General features: G+C 63.8%; 20 protein-coding genes and 1 riboswitch (1 of these 21 only partly in view). Of the genes, 11 read left to right on the top strand and 9 right to left on the bottom strand.

The genetic code is table 11. The features are described from left to right. Positions 1-32: 32 nt before the first annotated feature. Positions 33-2,816 (bottom strand): M16 family metallopeptidase, encoded by a 2,784-nt coding sequence (locus DEH80_RS09200; protein WP_109720202.1) that lies wholly within the window; start codon positions 2,814-2,816, stop codon positions 33-35. A gap of 129 nt (positions 2,817-2,945) precedes the next feature. Between DEH80_RS09200 and ampD the strand changes: the two genes are divergently transcribed. The 3 genes from ampD to DEH80_RS09185 are packed head-to-tail and all read left to right on the top strand — an operon-like array spanning position 2,946 to position 5,253. Beyond that, entirely contained in the window at positions 2,946-3,509 is a 564-nt protein-coding gene (ampD, locus tag DEH80_RS09195; RefSeq protein WP_109720201.1) for a 1,6-anhydro-N-acetylmuramyl-L-alanine amidase AmpD, read from the top strand. Then, a complete protein-coding gene (gene ampE / locus DEH80_RS09190; protein ID WP_109720200.1) occupies positions 3,506-4,402 on the top strand; it encodes a regulatory signaling modulator protein AmpE in 897 nt (298 codons plus the stop codon). The genes ampD and ampE overlap by 4 nt, the downstream gene beginning before the upstream one ends. Beyond that, positions 4,399-5,253, top strand: coding sequence for a helical backbone metal receptor (locus DEH80_RS09185; RefSeq protein WP_109720199.1), 855 nt, complete (start codon positions 4,399-4,401; stop codon positions 5,251-5,253). Before ampE ends, DEH80_RS09185 begins: the two co-directional genes overlap by 4 nt. Here the strand turns inward: DEH80_RS09185 and DEH80_RS09180 are convergent. The 3 genes from DEH80_RS09180 to DEH80_RS09170 form a co-directional block, all read right to left on the bottom strand. Then, a complete protein-coding gene (locus DEH80_RS09180; RefSeq protein WP_109720198.1) occupies positions 5,195-5,737 on the bottom strand; it encodes a cob(I)yrinic acid a,c-diamide adenosyltransferase in 543 nt (180 codons plus the stop codon). The two genes, DEH80_RS09185 and DEH80_RS09180, sit on opposite strands and share 59 nt — an antisense overlap. A gap of 70 nt (positions 5,738-5,807) precedes the next feature. Continuing rightward, positions 5,808-7,025, bottom strand: a complete 1,218-nt coding sequence (locus DEH80_RS09175; protein ID WP_109720197.1) for a Kelch repeat-containing protein — start codon at positions 7,023-7,025, stop codon at positions 5,808-5,810. Next, entirely contained in the window at positions 7,022-9,058 is a 2,037-nt protein-coding gene (locus DEH80_RS09170; RefSeq protein WP_109720196.1) for a TonB-dependent receptor plug domain-containing protein, read from the bottom strand. The genes DEH80_RS09175 and DEH80_RS09170 overlap by 4 nt, the downstream gene beginning before the upstream one ends. A gap of 72 nt (positions 9,059-9,130) precedes the next feature. Then, a riboswitch (cobalamin riboswitch) is annotated at positions 9,131-9,311 on the bottom strand. A gap of 100 nt (positions 9,312-9,411) precedes the next feature. Here DEH80_RS09170 and DEH80_RS09165 point away from each other — a divergent pair. After that, positions 9,412-10,197: an inositol monophosphatase family protein gene (locus DEH80_RS09165; protein ID WP_109720195.1), complete on the top strand. Its 786-nt coding sequence runs from the start codon at positions 9,412-9,414 to the stop codon at positions 10,195-10,197. A gap of 33 nt (positions 10,198-10,230) precedes the next feature. Here the strand turns inward: DEH80_RS09165 and DEH80_RS09160 are convergent, their stop codons facing one another. After that, positions 10,231-10,890, bottom strand: a complete 660-nt coding sequence (locus tag DEH80_RS09160; protein ID WP_109720194.1) for a histidinol-phosphatase — start codon at positions 10,888-10,890, stop codon at positions 10,231-10,233. Positions 10,891-10,944: 54 nt separating this feature from the next. Here DEH80_RS09160 and DEH80_RS09155 point away from each other — a divergent pair, with 54 nt between their 5' ends. Further along, positions 10,945-11,427 carry an RNA pyrophosphohydrolase gene (locus DEH80_RS09155; protein WP_109720342.1) on the top strand — a complete coding sequence of 161 codons (483 nt, stop codon included), beginning with the start codon at positions 10,945-10,947 and terminating at the stop codon, positions 11,425-11,427. Positions 11,428-11,505: 78 nt separating this feature from the next. Continuing rightward, positions 11,506-11,706 carry a (2Fe-2S)-binding protein gene (locus tag DEH80_RS09150; protein ID WP_109720193.1) on the top strand — a complete coding sequence of 67 codons (201 nt, stop codon included), beginning with the start codon at positions 11,506-11,508 and terminating at the stop codon, positions 11,704-11,706. 24 nt (positions 11,707-11,730) lie between these two features. On the opposite strand, the gene hemJ is transcribed toward DEH80_RS09150, so the two are convergent. Further along, a complete protein-coding gene (gene hemJ, locus DEH80_RS09145) occupies positions 11,731-12,153 on the bottom strand; it encodes a protoporphyrinogen oxidase HemJ (protein WP_109720192.1) in 423 nt (140 codons plus the stop codon). 99 nt (positions 12,154-12,252) lie between these two features. Continuing rightward, complete coding sequence (locus tag DEH80_RS09140; RefSeq protein WP_109720191.1) at positions 12,253-14,025, bottom strand: chloride channel protein; 1,773 nt, start codon at positions 14,023-14,025, stop codon at positions 12,253-12,255. Between the two features lie 92 nt (positions 14,026-14,117). Between DEH80_RS09140 and argC the strand changes: the two genes are divergently transcribed. From argC to erpA, 4 genes are read left to right on the top strand one after another with little or no spacing between them, the layout of a single operon-like run. After that, complete coding sequence (gene argC / locus DEH80_RS09135; protein ID WP_109720190.1) at positions 14,118-15,146, top strand: N-acetyl-gamma-glutamyl-phosphate reductase; 1,029 nt, start codon at positions 14,118-14,120, stop codon at positions 15,144-15,146. Beyond that, positions 15,146-15,889 (top strand): DUF6776 family protein, encoded by a 744-nt coding sequence (locus DEH80_RS09130; protein ID WP_109720189.1) that lies wholly within the window; start codon positions 15,146-15,148, stop codon positions 15,887-15,889. Before argC ends, DEH80_RS09130 begins: the two co-directional genes overlap by 1 nt. Before the next feature lies 1 nt (position 15,890). Next, the gene (locus DEH80_RS09125) at positions 15,891-16,373 is read left to right on the top strand and encodes a bactofilin family protein (protein WP_109720188.1); all 483 of its coding nucleotides are present in this window, start codon (positions 15,891-15,893) and stop codon (positions 16,371-16,373) included. Between the two features lie 31 nt (positions 16,374-16,404). Then, on the top strand, positions 16,405-16,764 hold the full coding sequence (gene erpA, locus DEH80_RS09120) for an iron-sulfur cluster insertion protein ErpA (RefSeq protein ID WP_109720187.1): 360 nt from the start codon (positions 16,405-16,407) through the stop codon (positions 16,762-16,764). 286 nt (positions 16,765-17,050) lie between these two features. On the opposite strand, the gene DEH80_RS09110 is transcribed toward erpA, so the two are convergent. Continuing rightward, a complete protein-coding gene (locus DEH80_RS09110) occupies positions 17,051-18,190 on the bottom strand; it encodes an anhydro-N-acetylmuramic acid kinase (protein ID WP_109720186.1) in 1,140 nt (379 codons plus the stop codon). Then, positions 18,187-19,509, bottom strand: coding sequence for an OapA family protein (locus DEH80_RS09105; RefSeq protein WP_207774545.1), 1,323 nt, complete (start codon positions 19,507-19,509; stop codon positions 18,187-18,189). The genes DEH80_RS09110 and DEH80_RS09105 overlap by 4 nt, the downstream gene beginning before the upstream one ends. Positions 19,510-19,701: 192 nt before the next feature. On the opposite strand from DEH80_RS09105, the gene tyrS reads away from it, so the two are divergent. Continuing rightward, positions 19,702-20,157, top strand: partial view of a tyrosine--tRNA ligase gene (gene tyrS, locus DEH80_RS09100; RefSeq protein WP_109720184.1) — the start only. The gene runs 753 nt beyond the window's last position; only the first 456 of its 1,209 coding nucleotides appear in the window; the start codon lies at positions 19,702-19,704; its stop codon lies off the right edge, out of view.

Below are 20,157 nucleotides of genomic sequence, written 5' to 3'. Positions count from 1 at the left end.
GCGGCCGGTGGGCGCGGAGGCGGGGCGCGGTCTCATGGCGAGGCGATGACCTTGCCGTCGGCATCCAGCCGCTGGACCGGTCCCAGATTCAGTGCCCGCACTTCCGGTTCGATCCGGGCCAGGTCGCCAATGACGACCCAGGTCATCCGGTCCGGGGTGATCAGGCGGCGTGCCAGCCGGTCGATGGTGCTGGTGTCCAGTGCCTGGACCCGGGAAACAAACTGTTCGTACCAGCGCGGATCGAGGCCGAAGCGGACCGATTCCGATAGCGTGCCGGCCACCTGACGGCTGGTTTCGTTGGAGCCTGGCAGTTCCAGCGTGAGCCCGTTCTTGGCTACCGACAATTCATCCGAGGTCACCGGCGCGCTCCCGCCGAAGGCCCGGGCCTCGCGCAGCATTTCCAACATGGCATCAGCGGTGCGGTCGGTTTGCACTGGGGCGAACAGAATGAATGGGCGCTGTGCGGCTGTATCCGGCACAAAGCTGCTGGCGCCGTAGGCCCAACCCTTGTCCTCGCGCAGGTTCATGTTGAGCCGCGCCGTGAAATTGCCGCCGAACAGCGCGTTCATGGCGCGGAGCGCCGCCTCATCGATGTCACCACGCCGCGGGACCAGCTGGCCGCCCAGCACCACGGACTGCTCAGCGCCGGGGCGGTCGATCAGGAAGACACGCGGGTGCTGGGGTGTGGCCACGGTATTGAGCGTCTTGGGTGGGGCAGCCGGGGCGTCGACGGTCCAGTCACCAAAGCGCCGCTCGAGCATGGGCTTGAGCGTGGCCATGTCGATGTCGCCAACGACGACCAGCGTTGCACGTTCGGGGCGAATCCAACTGCGGTGGAACTGCTGGAGCTCCTCCCGGGTCAGCGCGGCGATGCTGGCTTCGGTGCCGGACCCGGTGAGTGGTTGCGCGTAGGCATGGTCTTGTCCGTAAAGCAGTGGCGGCAGCAGGCGAAACGCCAGTGAGTTCGGGCGCGTCTTCTCTTGTGCAATCGAGGCCAGCCAGCGGGGTTTCATACGCGCCAATTCATCGGGGGGAAACGCCGGGTTTCGCAGCACATCGCTCATGATGTCCAGGGCGGCCGGCAGCTGCGGGGTCAGCGCTGACAGGCTGACACGGCACTGGTCAAGATTGGCTCCGGCCGACAGCCGTGCGCCCAGACGGTCCAGTTCGGCGGACAGGCCCAGCGCATCGCGCGTGGCCGTGCCCTCATCGAGCATCGCCATGGTCATCGAGGCCGTGCCGGGCCGGGCCGACTGGTCGGCGGCATAGCCGGCATCGAAGAGCATGCGGACCTCGACCAACGGAACAGCCGAGCGCTGCGCGAGCAGGACCTCGATGCCGTTGGCCAGGGTGGTGGTCTGCACCGTCGGAAGTCTCAGATCCGGGGGCGTGCCGGGCGTCGGCAGCTGGCTGCGGTCGACCGGATCGTCCGTGGTTGCGGCGAGCGATGCCTTGGGTTCGACAACCAGCGTGTACACGCCCGCGTCGAGCCACTGCTGGCCGACCTCCCGCAAATCCTGCGGCGTGGCGTTCTCCAGTACATCGAGATACCGCTTGTAGGCATCCGGGCTGCCGCCGAAGACGGCAGAGCGGGCCAGAATGCCGGACTTGCCGGAGCTGCCGCCCACCCGTTCGGCGCCCCGGATAAAGCCTGCGGTTACGCGGGTTCGTACGCGGGACAACTCGTCGCTGCGCGGGCCGTCGGCGAGCAGGCGACTCAGTTCCTCTGTCATGGCCGCTTCCACCGCAGCCGGGTCGCCGCCGGGCTGTACGGTGGCCGTCATGATGAACTGTGAGCCCAGTTCCTTGGGCCAGATGCCGGCGCTGACATCGGTTGCGATCTGGTCCTCATAAACCAGTCGCTGGTACAGCCGGCTGTTCTTGCCGCTGCCCAGCACGTCGCTGAGCAGGTTGAGTTCGCTGGCAGCACGGGTGTCCAGGCCGGGGATGTTCCAGACCTTGTAGATCCGATGCTGGGGGACGTCATCGACCATCCGTTCACGCTTGGGTGCTTGCATGGGAGCAATCCACTGTGTTCGGCGCGATACGGCCGGCCCCGGTTCGATGCCCCCGAAGTAGTGGCGCACCCGAGCGAGGGCCTGCTCGGTGTCGACATCTCCCGCAATGACCAGCGTCGCGTTGTTCGGCCCGTAGTAGCGACGGAACCAGGCGTGCACATCGTCCAGCGAAGCGGCTTCCAGATCGGCCATCGAGCCGATGGTCGACCAGCTGTAGGGGTGGCCCTGCGGATAGGTGGCGGCGGCAATTCGCTCCCAGACCTGGCCGTAAGGTTGGTTCGCTCGCTGTCGTTTCTCGTTCTTCACGACCTCGCGCTGCTCGTCGAGCTTGTCCTGGGTAATGGCACCCAGCAGGTGGCCCATGCGATCCGACTCCAGCCACAAGACAAGGTCCAGCGCACCGGAAGGCACGGTCCCGTAGTAGTTCGTGCGATCCACGTTGGTTGTGCCGTTCAGGCCCGTGGCGCCGACGTTCTCCAGCGGCCGGAAGAACTCGTCATCGTAATGCTCCGAGCCGTTGAACATCAGGTGTTCGAACAGATGGGCGAACCCCGTCTTGCCCGGCGTTTCGTCCTTGGAGCCGACGTGATACCAAAGATTGACCGCGACGATCGGGGCTTTGTGATCCTCGTGAATCACCACGCGCAGGCCATTGTCCAGCGTGAAGGCCTGGTACGGGATATCCAGCGACGGAATCTCGACCGCCGGCGAGGGGCGGGGCGAGTCGGTGGTCTGAGCGGTGAACGCCGCGCAACCGGACAGGGCGGCAACGAGCAGTGGCAGCAACAATGGGCGCATGCGAATCGGGTCGACGAAGAGAGGGTGCAAGCCTAGGGAATCTCGGCAGGCTTCGCACGAACGCATCAGTCGGTCGCCGCCGCGGCTACGTGCGTGTGTCCCGTGCACGGTCCCGTTAAGCTAGCGTCCATGGTGACGCTTGATCCACAAACCGGCTGGCTGTCGGGCGCGCGGCGCTGCCCCTCGCCCAATTGCGACGAGCGGCCCGATGATGCCGAGATCGACCTGTTGGTGATCCATGGCATCAGCCTGCCGCCAGGGCAGTTTGGCGGGCCGTGGATCGAGGCCTTGTTCACCAATCGACTGGATCCTGCGGCGCACCCGTATTTTGCGGAGATTCACCAATTGCGCGTGTCGGCCCACCTGCTGATCCGTCGAGATGGCGGCTTATTGCAGTTCGTGCCGACCGTGTTGCGGGCCTGGCATGCCGGGCAATCCTGTTTTGCCGGGCGTGAACGCTGCAATGACTTCTCGATTGGTATCGAGTTGGAGGGTGTCGATGACGCGCCGTATGCCTCGGCGCAATACGAGCGACTTGCCGAGGTGACCGCCGTACTGCGAAATGCGTACCCCGGGGTGACCCCGGACCGTATCGTCGGCCATAGCGATATCGCACCTGGTCGCAAAACCGACCCTGGCCCGGCGTTCGACTGGGCGCAGTATCGGGCACGGATGGAGGAGGTGGCCGCATGATTCTGCTGTCGATGGTGTTGGCGCTGGGGCTGGAGCGTGCGCTCAGTCATTTGGAGAGCTGGCGCGAGCACGCCTTGTTCGAGCGTCACGTTCGCTGGTTTCATCGATCCGCGCCGGCTGCCATGTGGAATACCCCCTGGGCGCTGCTGTGGCTGCTGGGCCCCACGCTGCTGGTGACGCTGGCCGTGCAGTGGCTGTTGGCCGATGCGGTCTACGGCGTGCTTGAGTTCGTGTTCGCCACCTTGGTGTTGCTGCTGTCATTGGGGCCCAGGGACCTGGGTGAGGAGATTCACGCGCTGCTCGCTGCCCAGGAAAATGGTGACCAGGCCGCTGTTGATCGTTTACGCGCCGATTTGTTGAGTACGCCGGGCCGGCTGACGCAGGCCTGTCAGGGCGACGATCGCCGCTCCGTGATCGCCGCGATTTGCATTCAGGCGCACGAACGCAGTTTTGCCGTACTGATGTGGTTCTTCGTGCTGGGGCCGGTGGGGGCCGTGGCGTATCGGATCGTCTCGGGACTGCCGCGGGTTCTGCAGGATGCGGGCGACAGTCCGCGCGCGCTCGAACCCGCCACGCGGTTGCACGGCATCATGGCCTGGGTGCCCGCCCGGATCACGCAGATGCTTTACGCGCTGGCCGGCAGCACGGACGATGCCTTGGCCGAGCGGCACCGTGTGCTGCAGACCCCGGCCGTGAACTGGGTGGCGGATACCTGGCGCCAGTTGGCGGTTGTCGGTGTCGGCGCGCTGAGCGTTCAGGATGACCGTGGCCAGTCGCCGCCCAGCCGCTCATTGGAAGCGTCGCTGGAGGCCGTGCTGGGTTTGCGCGGCCGCGCGTTGCTGGTCCTGCTTGCATTGCTGGCTTTGCCCACCATTGGTGGCTGGCTGGGATGACGCGCGGGTGCTGTCGGGCCGTGCTGCTGATGCTGCTGCTCAGCCCCTTAACGGGTATCGCAGCCCCTCGCGTGATCACGCTGGCGCCGCACCTGGCTGAGCTGGTCGCGGCGGTGGGGGGCGCCGATCATTTGGTGGGCGTCAGCCGTTATTCGGACCATCCGCCAGAGATTCGCGGTTTGCCTTCGGTTGGCGATGCATTCCAGTTCAACGAGGAACAAATCCTCACGCTACGCCCGACGCTTGTGCTGGCCTGGGGCGGCGGAACGCCGCTGTCCGAGATCCAGCGATTGCGGGCGTTGCAGCTGCCAGTCGAGATCATCGAGGTCCAACGTTTGCCCGAGGTCGCCGCAGCGATGCGCCGCATCGGCCAGTTGCTGGGCCGCGCTGAGGCCGGTCGCGAGGCTGCCGAGGCATTCGAGCAGCGACTGGAGGCGCTGCGCGTGCGCACGGGCCGGCCGGTGGCCGTGTTCTACCAGGTCTCGGAGTCGCCGCTCTACACGCTGAGTGATGCGCATGTGGCATCGGATGTCATTCGCTGGTGCGGCGGACGCAATGTCTTTGCCGATGCCCCGGTGATTGCGCCGCAGGTCAGCCGCGAGGCTGTGCTGGCGGCCCGGCCCGAACTCTTGCTGTACAGCAGCCCGACCGGAGAGCGGCCCTGGCGTCGACTGGAGGCCATCCCGGCGGTGGCCCAACGACAGCTGCATCACATCCCGGCGGATTGGCTGACCCGGCCAGGACCTCGGTTGTTACTAGGAACCGAGCGGGTATGTGATCACGTGAGCGCTGTTAGATCTGCCAGGTCTGTTCCTGTGGATTCGCCGCCCGGGCAAGCTGCCGGGCAATGACGAATAGCAGGTCGGAGAGCCGGTTCAGGTAGACCGCGGGCAGTCGTGAGGCGTCGTCGTCCTCCTCCATGACGGCCCAGACCGCACGCTCTGCCCGGCGGCAGACAGCACGGGCGTGATGGGTGGTGACCACGGGCAGCGGGCCGGTGGGTAGCACAAATTCCTTGAGCGGAGGCAGGTCGGCATTCAGTGGTTCCAATGCCTGCTCCAGGGCCGCCACATGGTCCTCGCGGATCAGAGCCTGGCCGGGCATGGCGAGCTCGCCACCGAGGTTGAAGAGCTGATGCTGGACCGGCCTGAGCGGCGCGGCGAAGCGTTCCGCGATGTGGTGGGCCAACAACACGCCCAGCAATGCGTTCAACTCGTCCACATCGCCCATGGCCTGGAACCTTGGATGGGTCTTGGGCAGACGCTCGCCGTCCGCCAGCCCACTGGTGCCGGCGTCGCCGGTGCGCGTCACGATCTTGCTGAGTCGGTGGCCCATGGAAGCGGCTCCTCTGGAGTGGGGCGTGAGCACCCGGCAGCGTCGCTGCCGGGTGTCGACGTGCTACTGCCTAGCGGGCGCGGATGAACACCACGCGCGCCGGGTTGCGCGATAGCGGGATCAGCGACTGTACGACGCTGTCATCCAGCGTGTCGATGACGGTGAGGCCGGGGTTGCTGTCCGAGCCACGACCGACCCAGAGTCTGTCGCCGATATCGGCAGCCAGCGCCGTCAGATTGGTCTGTGACAACCCGGCAACCGCTCCCGGCTGACCGGCCGTGCTGTTGTAGAAGCTGCCGTCGCGCGGGTCGAAGGCAACCAGCGTGTTGTTGGCGAAGCCGGCCGAGGTGATGAGGTAGCCGCGGTCCTGGCTGACGACTTCCATGGCGCCAAAACTGCCGGTGCTGGCCGTGTCATCGATCAGCAATTCGGTTTCGAAGCTGCTGGGGTCGATCACGGCGATCCCGCCGCTGTAGTCGCTGGACGGGAAGGTCGACCCGGCACCGACGACGAAAATTCGATCTAGCGTGGGGTCATAGTCCAGCGCCATGGGATTGCGTACGGGCAACGGGATGCCAGGGAGTACCGGGTCCTGGCCCGTCTGGATTTCGGTGTCGGTGCCGAGATCGAAGACCGCGACATAGGCGTCATGCAGATTGAAGTTGTCATCGAAGCGCTGCATGGCGACATACAACTGGCCATTGACGACCAGGCCGGCGGCCATGTTCGGGTTGCTCGCGGTGCTGCCGTCCTCGTTCTGCGGGTTGTAGGCCGACAGGTCCAGCTCCCCGGTCTTGAAGTCAGCCTCTTGGTTGGCGCCGACGCTCGGGTCGGTAATCCACGCGGTGTCGCTGCCGTAGCGGAGCAGAAACGCCTTGTCGGTGGCCGCGAAAACCAGGTCGTAGGGATTGGCCGAGCTGCTGTCATCGGCATCGAGCGTGGAGTACTGCCAGACCGGAGTGGCCGGTGCGTCGAGTCGGTACTTGGTGACCGTGTCGAGATTGAAGCGACGGAGCTTGAAAATGTGTTCGCCGTAGGTGGTCACGCTGATGTCAGACTCCGCTGCATCCAGATCGTCCGTGGTCTGGTAGGGCGCCTCGATCTCGACCAGAGCATGTGCGCCGCTAGTGAAATCGGATGCGGTGGTGGTGACCACCGCCAGTTGCGGCCCATCGACAATGAGGTCGATGTCTGAGTCAGAGCTGCCGCAGGCGGCGAGCAGGCCTGCTGCGAGGGGGAGGCTTAGGCGGAGCAGACGGGGTGTTGTGAGAGGTGCTTGTCGGGTCATGAATCCATTCCATGGTGGGGCGTCGGCGCCAGCACCCATTCGAGGCTGACGAAGAACTGGCGGCCCGGTTGCGGCTGGGCGCTGAAATCTTGGGTGTGTTGGTCGGTGAGATTGCGAATCTCGCCACCCAGGTCGAGGCGGTATCGACCCAGTGGGAGCACTTTGCGCAAGCCCAGGTCGTGGACCTGAACATCGGGGGCGGGTCGGCTGTTGAGGCTGTCGTAGAAGCGGCCGCGTTCCAGTAACACCTCGTAGAACAGCTCGTAGTCGCGTGGCAGCAGCCAGGTCAGGCTTGAGAAGCCTTTCTGGCGGAAGCGGCCGGGCAATTGCTTGCCGTTGAGCACGCCTGCGCTGGTGTTCTCGGTGTCCTGCGCCGCGGCGCGTAGCACCAGGTTGAGTCGACCCGCTGGCCCCAGCCCCCAGGTGCCGGTTAATCGCGCTTCGGCGCCCCAGACGCGTGCGCTGTCGGCGTTCTCCGCGCGTCCGATGCCTGATAGCACGTCGAACTGGGTGACGATGGCATCGTCCAGCAGGCTGGCGTAGGCCTCGATGCTGGCGCGCCAGGGCAGATGGACCCAGCCCAGGCCTAGGTTGAGGTTGCGTCCGGACTCGGGGCGTAGCGTGCTGTTGCCAATAAACAGTCCGCGATCACCAAAGCGTTCAAAGAAGGTGGGTGGTCGGATCGACCGGCCACCGTTGACGTGCAGTTGCCAGGGGGATGTCGGCGACCACTGCGCCGCCAGCTGCCAGGTCGTGGCGGTATCGCGCTGGTGGCGCTGCGCCGCAAAGCGGTCTTCCACGATCTGGTGCCGAAGCGTGGCGCTGCTGCTTAGCGCCGAATCTCGTTCCCAGTGCAGTTCGGTGGCCAGCTGCGCATGCTGACGCGCGCCGCTATCCTGTCGATTCCGCAGCAGGTCGGTGGCGCGGTAGGTCTCGCGGGACAGCCGGGCCAGACCGGACCAGTGCAGTGCCGGTGTCAGCTCTGTCCTGGCCAGCAAGTCCGCGCCGTAGTGGTGTTGCCGGGTGTCGGTGAGCTGCGCGGAGATGCCGACTTGATCCTGGCGATCGTCGTATCGGAGCCGGCTGGCCTGCCAGAAGCCGCGTGTTGTGAGCCCAAGCGGCCAAACGCCGGGTTCGCTCCAGCGAATGCGGGTTTGCAGATTGGCTTGCTGACTACCCAGGCGGGTGCGGGCGAGTGTGCTGTTGCGGGCGTCCGGAATGCCCTGATCCTGATCCTGAAGCTGAATGAGGCTGTCCATGCGCGGTCCGTCATCGGCGCCCCATCGGCCGACATACAGTCCATGGACGCGCCGCACATCCGCATTGCGCCGGGGTTCTTCGCGGCGCCGGTCGGGGTCGGAGGGGTCGAAGGCCCGGTTGGGGTTACGGATCGAATAGTCGTTGTCGCTTGCCGCCACGCCGAGGCTGAATCCATGGCGGGCGAGGCCATGCTCGAGGCTTGTACGGGCACCGGCCTGCCAGGTGCTGGCCGAGCCAGTGCTGGCGTAGCCGCTGGGCATCCAGCCCTCCGGGTCCGTGCGCAGGTCAATGACCCCGCCAGGGCCGGCAGCGGCGAACTCGATGGGCGCGTAGCCGGCATATAGATCAATGTGATCGATTTGCTTGAGGCTGAGCGCCCCCAGATTGAAATCACCCGAAATCGTGGGCGCCAGCGGGAGCCCGTTCAGTGTCAACGTGGTCTGCTGTGCCGAGGCACCGCGCGCCGAGACGGTCGCGAAACTGCCGAAGCCACCGCTGCGCCGGACCTGCAACCCCGCCTGCTGGTCGAGCAGGTCGGTGAGTTCCAGGGCCCGGGCGCGCGCCCGAGCCGTGTTGATTCGCTCCACATGGCCCAGGGTTTCGATCTCGCTGGCCTGTCCCGAGACTTCCACAGGGGGCAGCGTTTGGCTGTCGCCCGGGGATTGGGCCGCGCTCACGGCGGCGCATAGCACGCCGGCGGCCAACGCCATTGCGCGCAGGCCGTGCCGGGCCAGCGTAATGGGGCCAGTCAAGCTGTACAGATTCTGCGACATCCGATCATGACTCGAGCCGCCGACCGGTCGTAGCCGGACGGGGCGGAACCAGTGCCTCACCCACCGTGAGGAACAAGGGTCTCGAAGTTGGGCGGTCTCCGGGCTCGTGAGCCCATCCGGCAGCCTTCCCGCGCGTGGCGCAGTGGCGTGAGGGGCCGGACGGGTGTTCTCACCTACCGTTGCGGGGGCAGCGTGGGCTTGGTCGCGACTGGCGCATGACCCACTTCCCGTATCCAACAACGCGGCGAAGCCTACGGTGTTGTTCAGTGAGCGGTCAACGATGCGGCTTGGCAGATGCTGGCGAATCGCGGACCATGCCGCGCCATTGGCCCCGCTAGCTGACAGGAACCAACATGACGCAACCCACCCCGTCCCCCTTTGTTCAGGCTGCCCTCGAGGCGGCAGAAGCTGCGGCCGAGATCATTCGATCACGCTATCAAGGCGCGTTCGATGTGCAGATCAAGGCGGATGACAGCCCGGTGACGGAGGTCGACATCGCCTGCGAAAAGGCGATCAAGGCTGTCCTGGGCCGGGCGTTCCCCGACCATGGTTTCTATGGTGAAGAACTGGGGCGCGAATCGATTGATGCAGAGTACGTCTGGCTCATCGACCCCATTGATGGGACCAAGAGCTTTGTCCGGGGGTATCCCTTCTTTTCGACACAGATCGCGCTGCTGCATCACGGCGATCTGCTGGTGGGTGTGTCGTCAGCGCCGTGCTTTGATGGTGGGCAGGTGGCCTGGGCCGAGCAGGGGCAGGGTGCGTGGTTGAACGGTGCACCGATCCAGGTGAGCGATGTGGACAGCCTGGCGCGCAGCACGCTGTCGATCGGCAATGTACCAACACTGGCCGCCGGTTCGCGCTGGGCGTCTTTGGGGCAGCTGATCCAGCAGGTCCACCGCATTCGTGGCTATGGCGATTTCTACCACTATCACCTGCTCGCCTCGGGCAAGCTGGATGTGGTCATCGAATCGGATGTGAACATCCTGGATATCGCCGCTCTGACCGTGATTCTGCGCGAAGCCGGTGGCGACATCACCGACCTGGATGGTGGCCCCATCGATCTGGACACCACCAGCGTATTGGCTACAAACGGTCGTCTGCGCGCCTCTGCAGTGGCTGTTCTTGGCGACGGCTAAACTTTGCCGATCAATTCAGTGGATCGATCTTGCCTAGGCCGTTTCCAGGCTTAGGATTGGCCAGTTTCGTGCCTCGGCAATGGCCCGCAGCCGATCATCCGGATGGACGGCATGCGGATGATCTGACCATTCCAGCAGCGGCAGGTCGTTAATGGAGTCGGAATAGAACCAGCTCTGTTCAAACGCCTGCGCGCTCGATGCCAGCCAGTCTTGTAGCTTGGTGATCTTTCCCGCCTGGTAGCAGGGCGTACCCGCGATGCGGCCGGTGGCGCAGCCATCGACGATCTCTGGATCCGTGGCAATCAGCAGGTCCACGCCGAAATGCTCGGCAATCGGTTGGGTGATGAAGCTGCTGGTGGCCGTAATGATGACGCGGAAGTCCGCTGCGTGTGCGTCCAGCAGCGCGGCTGCACCGGGCGCGATCATCGGTTTGACCACGGTCTCCATGAACTTGGGGCGCAGTGCTTGCAGCGTCGTGACCCCGTGATCAATTAAGGGCTGTAGGCTGAAGGCAAAGAACGCATTCATGTCGAGTTGGCCGGCCTTGTAGTCCTCGTGGAATGCTCGATTTTTTTCGAAATAGTCCTGCGCATCGACCAGTCCTTCCCGAACAAGAAACTCGCCCCAGCTGTAGTCTGAGTCCCCCAGCAGCAAGGTGTTGTCCAGGTCGAAAAGTGCCAAGTTGCGGGCCATATGCGATCTCGTACTAGAATGCGGGGAATCAAGAATCAGAAGTGGCAAGCCACCGTGATCGACGCAGACGGCTTTCGTGCCAACGTCGGAATCATCATCGCCAATGATAAGGGTGAGTTGTTAATCGCCAAGCGAATTGGCCAGGATGCCTGGCAATTTCCGCAGGGCGGGATCAGCCGGGGTGAGTCGCCACGGCAGGCGATGTACCGAGAATTGCACGAAGAACTGGGGCTGGACCCCGATGATGTCGAGTGTCTCGGACGCACCGAGCGCTGGTTGCGGTATCGCCTGCCCAAACGCTTTGTCCGCCGCAACAAGCGGCCGTTATGCATCGGTCAGAAGCAGATCTGGTATCTGTTGCGGCTGCGCAGCGACGAGTCAGCCATTCGGTTCGATGCCCATGACGAGCCGGAGTTCGAGCGCTGGCAGTGGGTTGGGCCGGACGAGCCCGCCGAGCGGGTGATTTTCTTCAAGCGGGATGTCTACCGCCGCGCATTGAACGAATTGGGGCCGCTGATTCAGCCGCCGACCGGCTAGGCCGACAGGCCGGCCGTTCGTCGCCCTTGCTGCTGCATGTAATTGACAATCACTCTTATTTGCGATTGCATACGGTTCATGATCGTCTGTGTCTGCAATCGAGTCTCCGACCGCGAAATCCGTGAGCGCGTGCAGGCGTCGCCCTGTGCGTTACGCGATTTACGGCGTGAGCTTTGTGTGGGGACGCAGTGTGCCAAGTGCCTGCCCACGGCCCTGGACGTGATGCGCGAGGCCGCGCCGGTACCGGCTGCCGAGTCCAATCTCTCGCGCGTCGTTTGAGGTGTGCGCAGCGGCGCCCCGCTGCTAGAACGGCTTGACCATTGCCATGATCACGATGGCGATCAACAGAATTGCCGGCACTTCATTCATGATCCGATAAAAGCGATCGGATCGGCGATTGGCATCCGCAGCAAACACACGGACCACCTTCCAAAGCCATAGGTGGTAGGCGATCAGCGCGATGACCGCGGTGAGCTTCACGTGTAGCCAGCCCGCCTGCGGCAAGGCAGCCGCCCACCAACCAAGCAGCAGCCAGAGTCCTGTCAGCACGGTTCCGACGGCTCCAATGGTCATGATGGCAAGCAGTTTGCGCTCCATGGTCTTGAACCGATCCTGCCCGATCGGGTCGGCCGCCTGCGCGTGGTAAACGAATAGTCGTGGCAGGTAGAACAGGCCGGCAAACCACGTGACCATCAGAATGACGTGAAAAGCTTTAATCCAGAGCATGGCGGGTTCCGGTAATCGGTAGGGGCATCGGATGGGGGCGGCGATGATCGGGGCTGGGCAGCCGCTCGGCAAGCGCTGGCCGGGGTTGGCGATATCGACTTACCGCAGGTATGCACGTTCGATGGCATCCCGGGTCAGCACACCATAAATCGTGCGCTCATCGCCACGGACCCGCCGTTGCACGTACAGCGCCTCGGCCTCGGTTCGGCGCAAAGTGTCGAATGCTTCCTGCATGGTGGCGCGCAGGTGAATGGGGCCGGCCTGCAGACGGTTGACGGCGGGGATCTTGTGCAGGGCGATGGTGTCGTCGTCGGCCAGTGACTCGCCGGCCTCTGAGAGCATGTAGCGCAGCAGATCTGCCAGCGGCAGCAAGTAACCGCTTCGGCCGTCATCGCGACGCGCGAGAATCCACCGGGCGTCCTGCCCGACAATGTCGTGGGCCTCAGCCAGGGTGATGTTCAGCGGAGTGAGGCGGAATGAGCGTTCCATGTAGCTGACCACGCTGGAGCGTCGCAGCGACTGCGACACCGGGTCATTCTTGTAGTCGCGGCCCCGGTCACGGAGCAGGGTCAGAAAGATGCTTTCGCTGTGATAGCCCTCGCGGGCGACGAGTATGGCGGTGATGACGACGAGCATGGCTGGAAACACCATCTCGGTCCGGCCTGCCAGTTCCAGAATGGCGATCAGGGCGGTTAGGGGGGCCTGGAGCACGGCGCCCATCATCGCGCCCATGCCGAGCAAGGCGTAGAGCATGGGGTCGGCGGCGCTGTCGCCGAGCAGCCACATTGCGATCAGGCCTAATGCCTGGCCGATTGCAGCGCCCATGAGCAGACAGGGCATGATGATGCCGCCCGGCATCAGGCTGGAGACGGCAAACGCTGTGGCCACCAGCTTGGCGGCGGCCACGCCCAGGGCCACGCCCAGGGCGAATTCTGCCGCCAGTGCGGTATTGATGGATTCGAATCCGAACTGAAACGTTTGCGGGAACGCCCAGGCGCAGAGAGCTGCGACAATGCCAGCCTGCAACATGCGCAGCCAGATGGGCTGCGGCATCAGGTAGCGCGTTAGCAGCCGGGTGAGCCGTGTAAAGGCCACCGCGGTGGTGCCCAGCACACAGCCGCAAAGTGCCAGGTACGGAAGCTCGATCATCGATTGCAGCTCAGCGGCATCCACCAGCAGCTGTGGATGATCGGTGGCCCAGATATGCGTGACCGCTGTGGCGCTGATGGCCGCAAGAATAATGGGCGCAAACCCGGCCAGCGTGTATTCCATCATCACCACTTCCATGGCGAAGATCACGCCGGCCAGCGGTGTATTGAAGCTGGCGGCAATGCCGGCCGCGGTTCCGCAGCCAACCAGGGTGCGGATGCCGTTGTTCGGGAGCTGCAACCACTGGCCGACCCAGCTGGAAGTCGTGGCGCCCATATGGGCTGCCACACCTTCACGCCCGACACTTTGTCCGGTGCAGATGGCGGCCACCGACCCAATGAACTGTGCAAGCGCATTGCGCCAGGGGAACTCTCCCTGGTGGTAGGTCAATCGTTCGACGATATGCACGATGCCGCCGTCGCGGCTGTCGCGGGCAAGGCACTGGTAGGCCAGTCCGACGATCAGCGCACCGAGAATAGGCAGCCAGACGGCGAGTGGGACCGTTACACTAGCGCCCAGCGCGATGTCATCCAGGCCGGCAGATCCATGGCGGAACAGGTCGATCAGCGCATGAAAGAGGACAATCACCCCGCCGCAGGCAAGCCCGCACAGCGTGCCCAGCAAGGATAGCAACGTCAGGCCGGGCGGCGTTTCCAGGCCGCTCAGGCGATAGCGCATGCGATCCAGCGGCGCGCGCACTCGATGCAGGATCTGGCGACTCACGGACCGATCTGCAGGGCGTGAGGCGGCGGTGATGAGGGCATGGGCGGATGGTCCATGGCCATAGTGTATGAAACTGAACAGCGAGTAGACGCATGATCAAAGCGGCAATCGTCGGCGGGACTGGCTACACGGGCGGCGAATTGTTGCGTCTGGCCGCTGGGCACCCGCAGCTGAGTATCGAGGCGGTGACCTCCCGGCAGGCTGCCGGGACGGCTGTTGCGGATTGGTTTCCGCATTTACGCGGCCACAGCACACTGGATTTTGTGGAGTCGCTACCCGATGGCGGCCGCGGGCTCGACGTGGTCTTCTTCGCCACACCGCATGGCACGGCCATGCACCAGGTGCGGGCCTTGTTGGACAGCGGTGTCCGAGTAATCGATTTGTCGGCTGATTTCCGACTGCGTGACGCCCAGTGTTTCGCCCAGTGGTACGGCCAACCCCATGCGGCACCTGAGTTGCTGGCCGAGGCGGTTTATGGGCTGCCAGAGGTGGCGGCATCGGATTTGGCAACGGCACGGCTGGTGGCCTGTCCGGGGTGCTATCCAACTGCGGTGCAACTGGCCTTGTTGCCGTTGGCCGAGGCGGGGTATCTGGCGCAGGCTCCCATCATTGCCGATTGCAAGTCAGGCGTGTCCGGCGCGGGGCGCAGTGGAAAGATTCCCATGCTGCTCGCCGAGGCGGGCGAGAACGTGAAAGCCTACGGCGTTGACGGGCATCGTCATAGCGTCGAAATCGAGCAGGAGGTGACCCGGCACGCCGGGCAGGCTGCGGACATCACCTTTACCCCGCATCTCATGCCGATGGCGCGGGGTATTCATGCCACGGTGTACGCCACGCTCAAGGCGCCGGTGGCTGATGTCCAGGCGGTGTATGCGCAGCGGTATACGGAGACGCCATTCGTTGATGTCCTGCCCGCCGGCAGCCACCCCGAAACACGGAGTGTGCGTGGCACAAATGTTTGTCGCCTGGCGGTGCATGTGACCCGTCCGGGTCGTGTCACGGTGCTCAGCGTGATCGACAATCTCGTCAAGGGCGCCTCGGGTCAGGCGATCCAGGCCATGAATCTGATGTTCGGGCTGGATGAGGCGGCCGGTCTCACCTTGCCCGCGGCCTTGCCCTGATGGCCCCGCGCATTGTCATCGATGAGCGCGAGCCGCGCCCCTGGTTGCGTTGGGCCATCGCGGGCGCCGTGGCGGTGGTCGTGGGCCTGTTGCTCTGGGGTGGGTACGGCCTGGCCTTGAGCGTGGCCGGTGGGGATTGGGCGAAGATGCGTGCCCGTGCCCAGGACCTGGCCAGTGAACGCACTGCCCTACAGGAACAGGCAGCCCAGTTAGAGCGCGAGAATCAGCGGCTGCGAGAGCAGCTGACCTTCACCGAGCGCTCTGCCGAAATCGATCAAATGGCTTGTGCCACAGTGCGGGCGTCGCTCAAGGAGTTGGAGTCCGAGCTTGCGGAACTGCGAGAGCAGGTGGTGTTCTACCGCGACATCGTCCAGCCGGATGAAACGCGGGCAGGCCTGCGTGTACATGCGGTCAGCCTACGTGCATTGTCCGAGGAACGGCACTTCACGACGGTTGTCACCCTGGTCCAGTCTGTGCGAGGCAATCGTAGCGTCTCCGGCCGAGCCAGCATCGTGATCGATGGACTGCAGGGTGACGAGCCGCTTCGGTTAAACTTGGGGGAACTCAAGTCAGGTGATGCCGGCGGCTTCGATTTCTCCTTCAAGTTTTTTCAGGAGATTGCCGTCGATTTCGCGCTTCCCGAGGGGTTTATTCCATCACGCATGGTGATTTCGGCGGACCCTCAAGGCGCGAACAACCGGATCGAGCGCCAGTTCGACTGGGACGAGATTTTACGAGGGTGAGATGTTCAACAAGAAGGCTGAGAAACCGGAGGCACCCGTGAGCAGTGCGCGCGTCGATACACTGATCGGAAAGCAGACCGAGATCCAGGGCGATATCCACTTCGCTGGCGGTTTGCATATCGATGGCAAGGTCAAGGGGAAGATTGTCGCGACGTCCGACAAATCCGCCGTGCTGTCGGTGAGCGAGACCGGCTCTATTGAAGGGGATGTGCGCGTTCCGCACGTTAATTTGAATGGGACGGTCCAGGGGGATGTGCATGCGGGCGAACGGCTGCAATTGTCAGCGAAGGCCCGGGTGAACGGAAACGTTTATTACAAGCTGATCGAGATGGCCAGCGGCGCCACAGTGAACGGACAAATGGTTCACGAGGACGCCGACAAGGTGGAGGCGATCACGCATCAGCGGCCCAAGGCAGTTCCTGCCGGAACCGACGAGCGGGAACTGGTCACCGAGCGTAAGCCGGCGACTTCCGCTTCATCTTGAGTCTGGTGGTCACCGTCCCCACTCAATGCTTATGAGCGAATCACTCCATACGCCAGACGTGAATGCCGGGTTGGTTTTTACTGACGCCGCGGCGCACAAGGTTCGAGAGTTGCTACGTGATGAATCGGATCCGGAGCAATGCCTGCGTGTTTTTGTGACGGGCGGCGGCTGCTCGGGATTTCAGTACGGCTTCAAATTCGACAAGGCGCCTGAAGAGGGCGATACCCAGATCGAGAACGCCGGAGTCACCCTGCTCGTCGACCCGATGAGCGTGCTCTACCTGGGCGGCGCCGAAATCGACTACCGCGAAGACGTCAACGGCGCCCAGTTCGTTATCCGTAACCCCAATGCCTCGACCACCTGCGGTTGTGGCAACTCGTTTGCTGTTTAGCAGGCGCCGTTCCCCCTTAGTTAGGGGGTGTCCGCGCTAGCGGACGGGGGTGTGGAGACCGGCCGGTACCGATTTGCGGTGAGCAAATCGCGGCCGCGCAGCGGCCGCCCAGTTCGTTATCCGTAACCCCAATGCCTCGACCACCTGTGGTTGTGGCAACTCGTTTGCTGTTTAGCAGGCGCCGTTCCCCCTCAGTTAGGGGGTGTCCGCGCTAGCGGACGAGGGTATGGAGGCCGCGGCCGGTAGCGGCGGGCGTTTAGTCGATCGCAGTCGCAAGCGTCTCCACCTAACCTGGGTCGCTAGCAGAGATGGGGGGCAGGTAGCGTCCACCCAGGATCGCCGCGTATCGAGCACCCGTCACACTGGGAAGATTGCCGGCTTGTTGGCGTGTATGACGCATGGCGAGCCAGGCAAAGGCAACGGCCTCTACATCGTCCGCGGGGAGTCCCAGCGTGTCCGTGGCGGCGATGCTTACACCGGGCATGCGCATGCGTAGGCCTTGCAGTAACGCCGAGTTGTGAGCGCCGCCGCCGCAGACATAGGCTTCTTTAGCTGCCGTGGTCTCAATGGCTTGGGCCACTGTTTCGATCGTCAATGCCAGCAGCGTGGCCTGGACATCCTCTGGCGGCAGCGGCGACAGGTGGGCGCCCAGGTGACTGTCTAGCCACTGCCCATCGAAGTATTCCCGGCCGGTACTCTTGGGCGCGGGGCGGGAAAAGTAGGAATCCGCGAGCATGGCACTGAGCAGCGAGGCCACGGGCTTGCCGGTCCGTGCCCATTCGCCATCGGTGTCGACGGGGCCGCCCCGGTGACGGCTGTGCCACAGGTCGAGCAGGCAATTCGCCGGGCCGGAGTCATAGGCCGTCACGGCCTGGCCAGGGTCACCGGGTAGCGTCGTGACATTCGCAATGCCCCCGAGGTTAATGACGGCCCGCGTGATGCCCGAACAGCGCCAGAGCGCGGCGTGCAGGCCAGGCGCCAAGGGCGCGCCTTGGCCGCCCGCGACCATGTCGGCTCTGCGGAAATCGGCGACGACGGGAATGCCCGTACCCGCTGCGATTTGGTTGGGGTCACCGATTTGTAGCGTGTGCGGTAGCCCGGCATCCGGGGCGTGAAAAAGCGTCTGTCCGTGTGAGCCGATGGCGTGAATCGCCGATGGACTCAGTTTCGCCTCTTCAAGCAGAGTCAGTGTCGCGGCAGAGAACGCCAAGCCCACTTGTTGGTCTAGCTGCCCCAGGCGATCCAGTGGAAGCGCCGCGTCGCGACGCATGCATTGGATGAGTGAACGCCGGAGCGCTGTTGGGTAGGGCAAAGTCAGCGTGAGGGGTGCCTCGGCCAACCGTCCGTCTGGGTCGAACGTCACCAGCGCCGCATCGATTCCATCGGCGCTGGTGCCTGAGATCAGTCCGACAAAGCGCTCGTTCACTCCGCCGTGTTAGCTGCGACTTGTGTTTTAGACAACACGTTGAGCTGCGCAACCAGGGGTGCCGTGGCCTGCGTGAACTCGGCCTTGAGAGCTGCCGGAACGGGGTGGGCGCGAGGTAAGGGGACGGTGACCGGGTTGCGGTGAACGCCATCCAGGCGGAACTCATAGTGCAGGTGTGGCCCTGTCGCCAGGCCGCTGCTGCCCACATAACCGATGGTCTGGCCCTGACGGACGCGTGCCCCGGTCCGGATGCCCTTGCGGAAGCTGTTCATGTGAGCGTAGAGCGTTGTGTACTGACGCCCGTGCTGAACGATGACCGTGCGTCCATAGCCGCCCTTGGTTCCGGCAAAGATCACTTTGCCATCTCCCGTGGACTTGATCGGCGTACCTCTCGGGGCTGCGTAATCCACGCCTCGGTGGGCCCGAATTGTGTTCAGGATGGGGTGCTTGCGGTTCAGGTTGAAGCCGCTGCTGATTCTTGCGAAGTCGACCGGCGTGCGAATAAAGGCCTTGCGCATGGAATCGCCTGACGGGGTGTAGTAATCCGCGTCGCCTTCTGGTGTTTCAAATCGGACTGCGCGGATGAGCCGCCCCTGATTGACGAACTCGGCAGCGAGGATGTCGCCGTCGGCGATCTTCTCGCCTTCGAGGAATCGTTGTTGGTACACCACGGCAAATTGATCGCCACGACGGATGTCCAAGGCAAAATCGATGTCCCAGCCAAAGATGTTCGCCAGTTCCATCGTCAGCTTGTCGCTGAGGCCGGCCGCGTTGGCGGTTGCAAATAGGCTGCTATGAATCTCACCGGTGGCGTAGGCAATCCGCTCCTCTACGTCGACGGTCAGGGTCTCAGCCACGAACTGGCCTTCGTCCCCGCGCTCCACAGTCAACGTGGTCAGCTGGTCTAGTGGATACTCGAGGCGAGTCACCCGGCCGGACGCGTCACGATCAATCCGCAGGCGATCTCCGGGGCGGATGCGAGTCAGCGCCTCGCCGGCACCGGCTGTTTTGCTCAAGGCCATCCAGTCAGCCGCAGCCAAGCCGTAACGATCGAACAGGCCGGACAGTGTGTCGCCGCTGGCAACAGTCATTTCCAGCCAGTTCGCTGCGACCTCGGTCGTCAGGGCCTCCTCGACCAATGCTTCGATGGGCGAGTTGTCGCGAGGGGTTGCCGGTGTCGTTAGTGCGCCCGCCACGGGCACGGGGCTAAGGTCCCCCACGCGCGGTGGCGCGACCTCCAGCGTCGTCGCTTCTTCGGCTGGCAGCAGTGCGAGAACCGCCGCCAGACTGCCGCTAGAAATCGCCGTGGCAGAAAGCACGACGGGCACGAGCTTCGACCGGGTGCGTCGGGGTCGTAAGCTATAATCTCGGCCGGACATCGGCATGCCTTGCATCTCCTCCCGCGGGCTCGGGCTGTGATTTAACCACTCCTTAAGCCTCGCAAATAATCACAAAATCCAACACTTAGCAAGCACTTCTAGAAAGTGCTTCATCAACATCTGGAATCTTTGATGCCCAATACAGACGATCAGCTCGCCGAACTGCTTCGTGGTGCCGAGGAGGTCATTCGCGAAGAGGACCTGACGGCGCGGCTCAGTGAGGGGCGGCCGTTGACGATCAAGGCGGGGTTCGATCCCACCGCGCCAGACCTGCACCTAGGGCATACCGTCTTGTTAAACAAGATGCGTGCCTTTCAGTCCTTTGGCCACCGTGTCGTTTTTCTGATCGGTGACTTCACCGGGATGATTGGCGATCCGACCGGCAAGAGCGAGACCCGCCCTGCGCTCACCCCCGAGCAAGTGGCGGAGAACGCGCAGACGTATAAGGAGCAAGTCTTCAAGATTCTGGATGCAGAGCGTACAGAAGTTCGCTTCAATTCGGAATGGTTTGGATCGATGCAGGCCAGCGACATGATTCAGCTTGCGTCTAAGCACACCGTGGCGCGGATGTTGGAGAGGGATGATTTC

This window comes from Abyssibacter profundi (assembly GCF_003151135.1).
Lineage (GTDB): Bacteria > Pseudomonadota > Gammaproteobacteria > Nevskiales > OUC007 > Abyssibacter > Abyssibacter profundi.
Note: the sequence above shows the minus strand (reverse complement) of the source record. Positions and strands in the feature narration are given on the sequence as shown.

Coding starts and splice junctions, on each gene's coding strand:
- DEH80_RS09200 (WP_109720202.1), bottom strand. CDS start 2,816: ATGCGCCCATTGTTGCTGCCACTGCTCGTTGCCGCCCTGTCCGGTTGC.
- ampD (WP_109720201.1), top strand. CDS start 2,946: ATGGTGACGCTTGATCCACAAACCGGCTGGCTGTCGGGCGCGCGGCGC.
- ampE (WP_109720200.1), top strand. CDS start 3,506: ATGATTCTGCTGTCGATGGTGTTGGCGCTGGGGCTGGAGCGTGCGCTC.
- DEH80_RS09185 (WP_109720199.1), top strand. CDS start 4,399: ATGACGCGCGGGTGCTGTCGGGCCGTGCTGCTGATGCTGCTGCTCAGC.
- DEH80_RS09180 (WP_109720198.1), bottom strand. CDS start 5,737: ATGGGCCACCGACTCAGCAAGATCGTGACGCGCACCGGCGACGCCGGC.
- DEH80_RS09175 (WP_109720197.1), bottom strand. CDS start 7,025: ATGACCCGACAAGCACCTCTCACAACACCCCGTCTGCTCCGCCTAAGC.
- DEH80_RS09170 (WP_109720196.1), bottom strand. CDS start 9,058: ATGTCGCAGAATCTGTACAGCTTGACTGGCCCCATTACGCTGGCCCGG.
- DEH80_RS09165 (WP_109720195.1), top strand. CDS start 9,412: ATGACGCAACCCACCCCGTCCCCCTTTGTTCAGGCTGCCCTCGAGGCG.
- DEH80_RS09160 (WP_109720194.1), bottom strand. CDS start 10,890: ATGGCCCGCAACTTGGCACTTTTCGACCTGGACAACACCTTGCTGCTG.
- DEH80_RS09150 (WP_109720193.1), top strand. CDS start 11,506: ATGATCGTCTGTGTCTGCAATCGAGTCTCCGACCGCGAAATCCGTGAG.
- hemJ (WP_109720192.1), bottom strand. CDS start 12,153: ATGCTCTGGATTAAAGCTTTTCACGTCATTCTGATGGTCACGTGGTTT.
- argC (WP_109720190.1), top strand. CDS start 14,118: ATGATCAAAGCGGCAATCGTCGGCGGGACTGGCTACACGGGCGGCGAA.
- DEH80_RS09130 (WP_109720189.1), top strand. CDS start 15,146: ATGGCCCCGCGCATTGTCATCGATGAGCGCGAGCCGCGCCCCTGGTTG.
- DEH80_RS09125 (WP_109720188.1), top strand. CDS start 15,891: ATGTTCAACAAGAAGGCTGAGAAACCGGAGGCACCCGTGAGCAGTGCG.
- erpA (WP_109720187.1), top strand. CDS start 16,405: ATGAGCGAATCACTCCATACGCCAGACGTGAATGCCGGGTTGGTTTTT.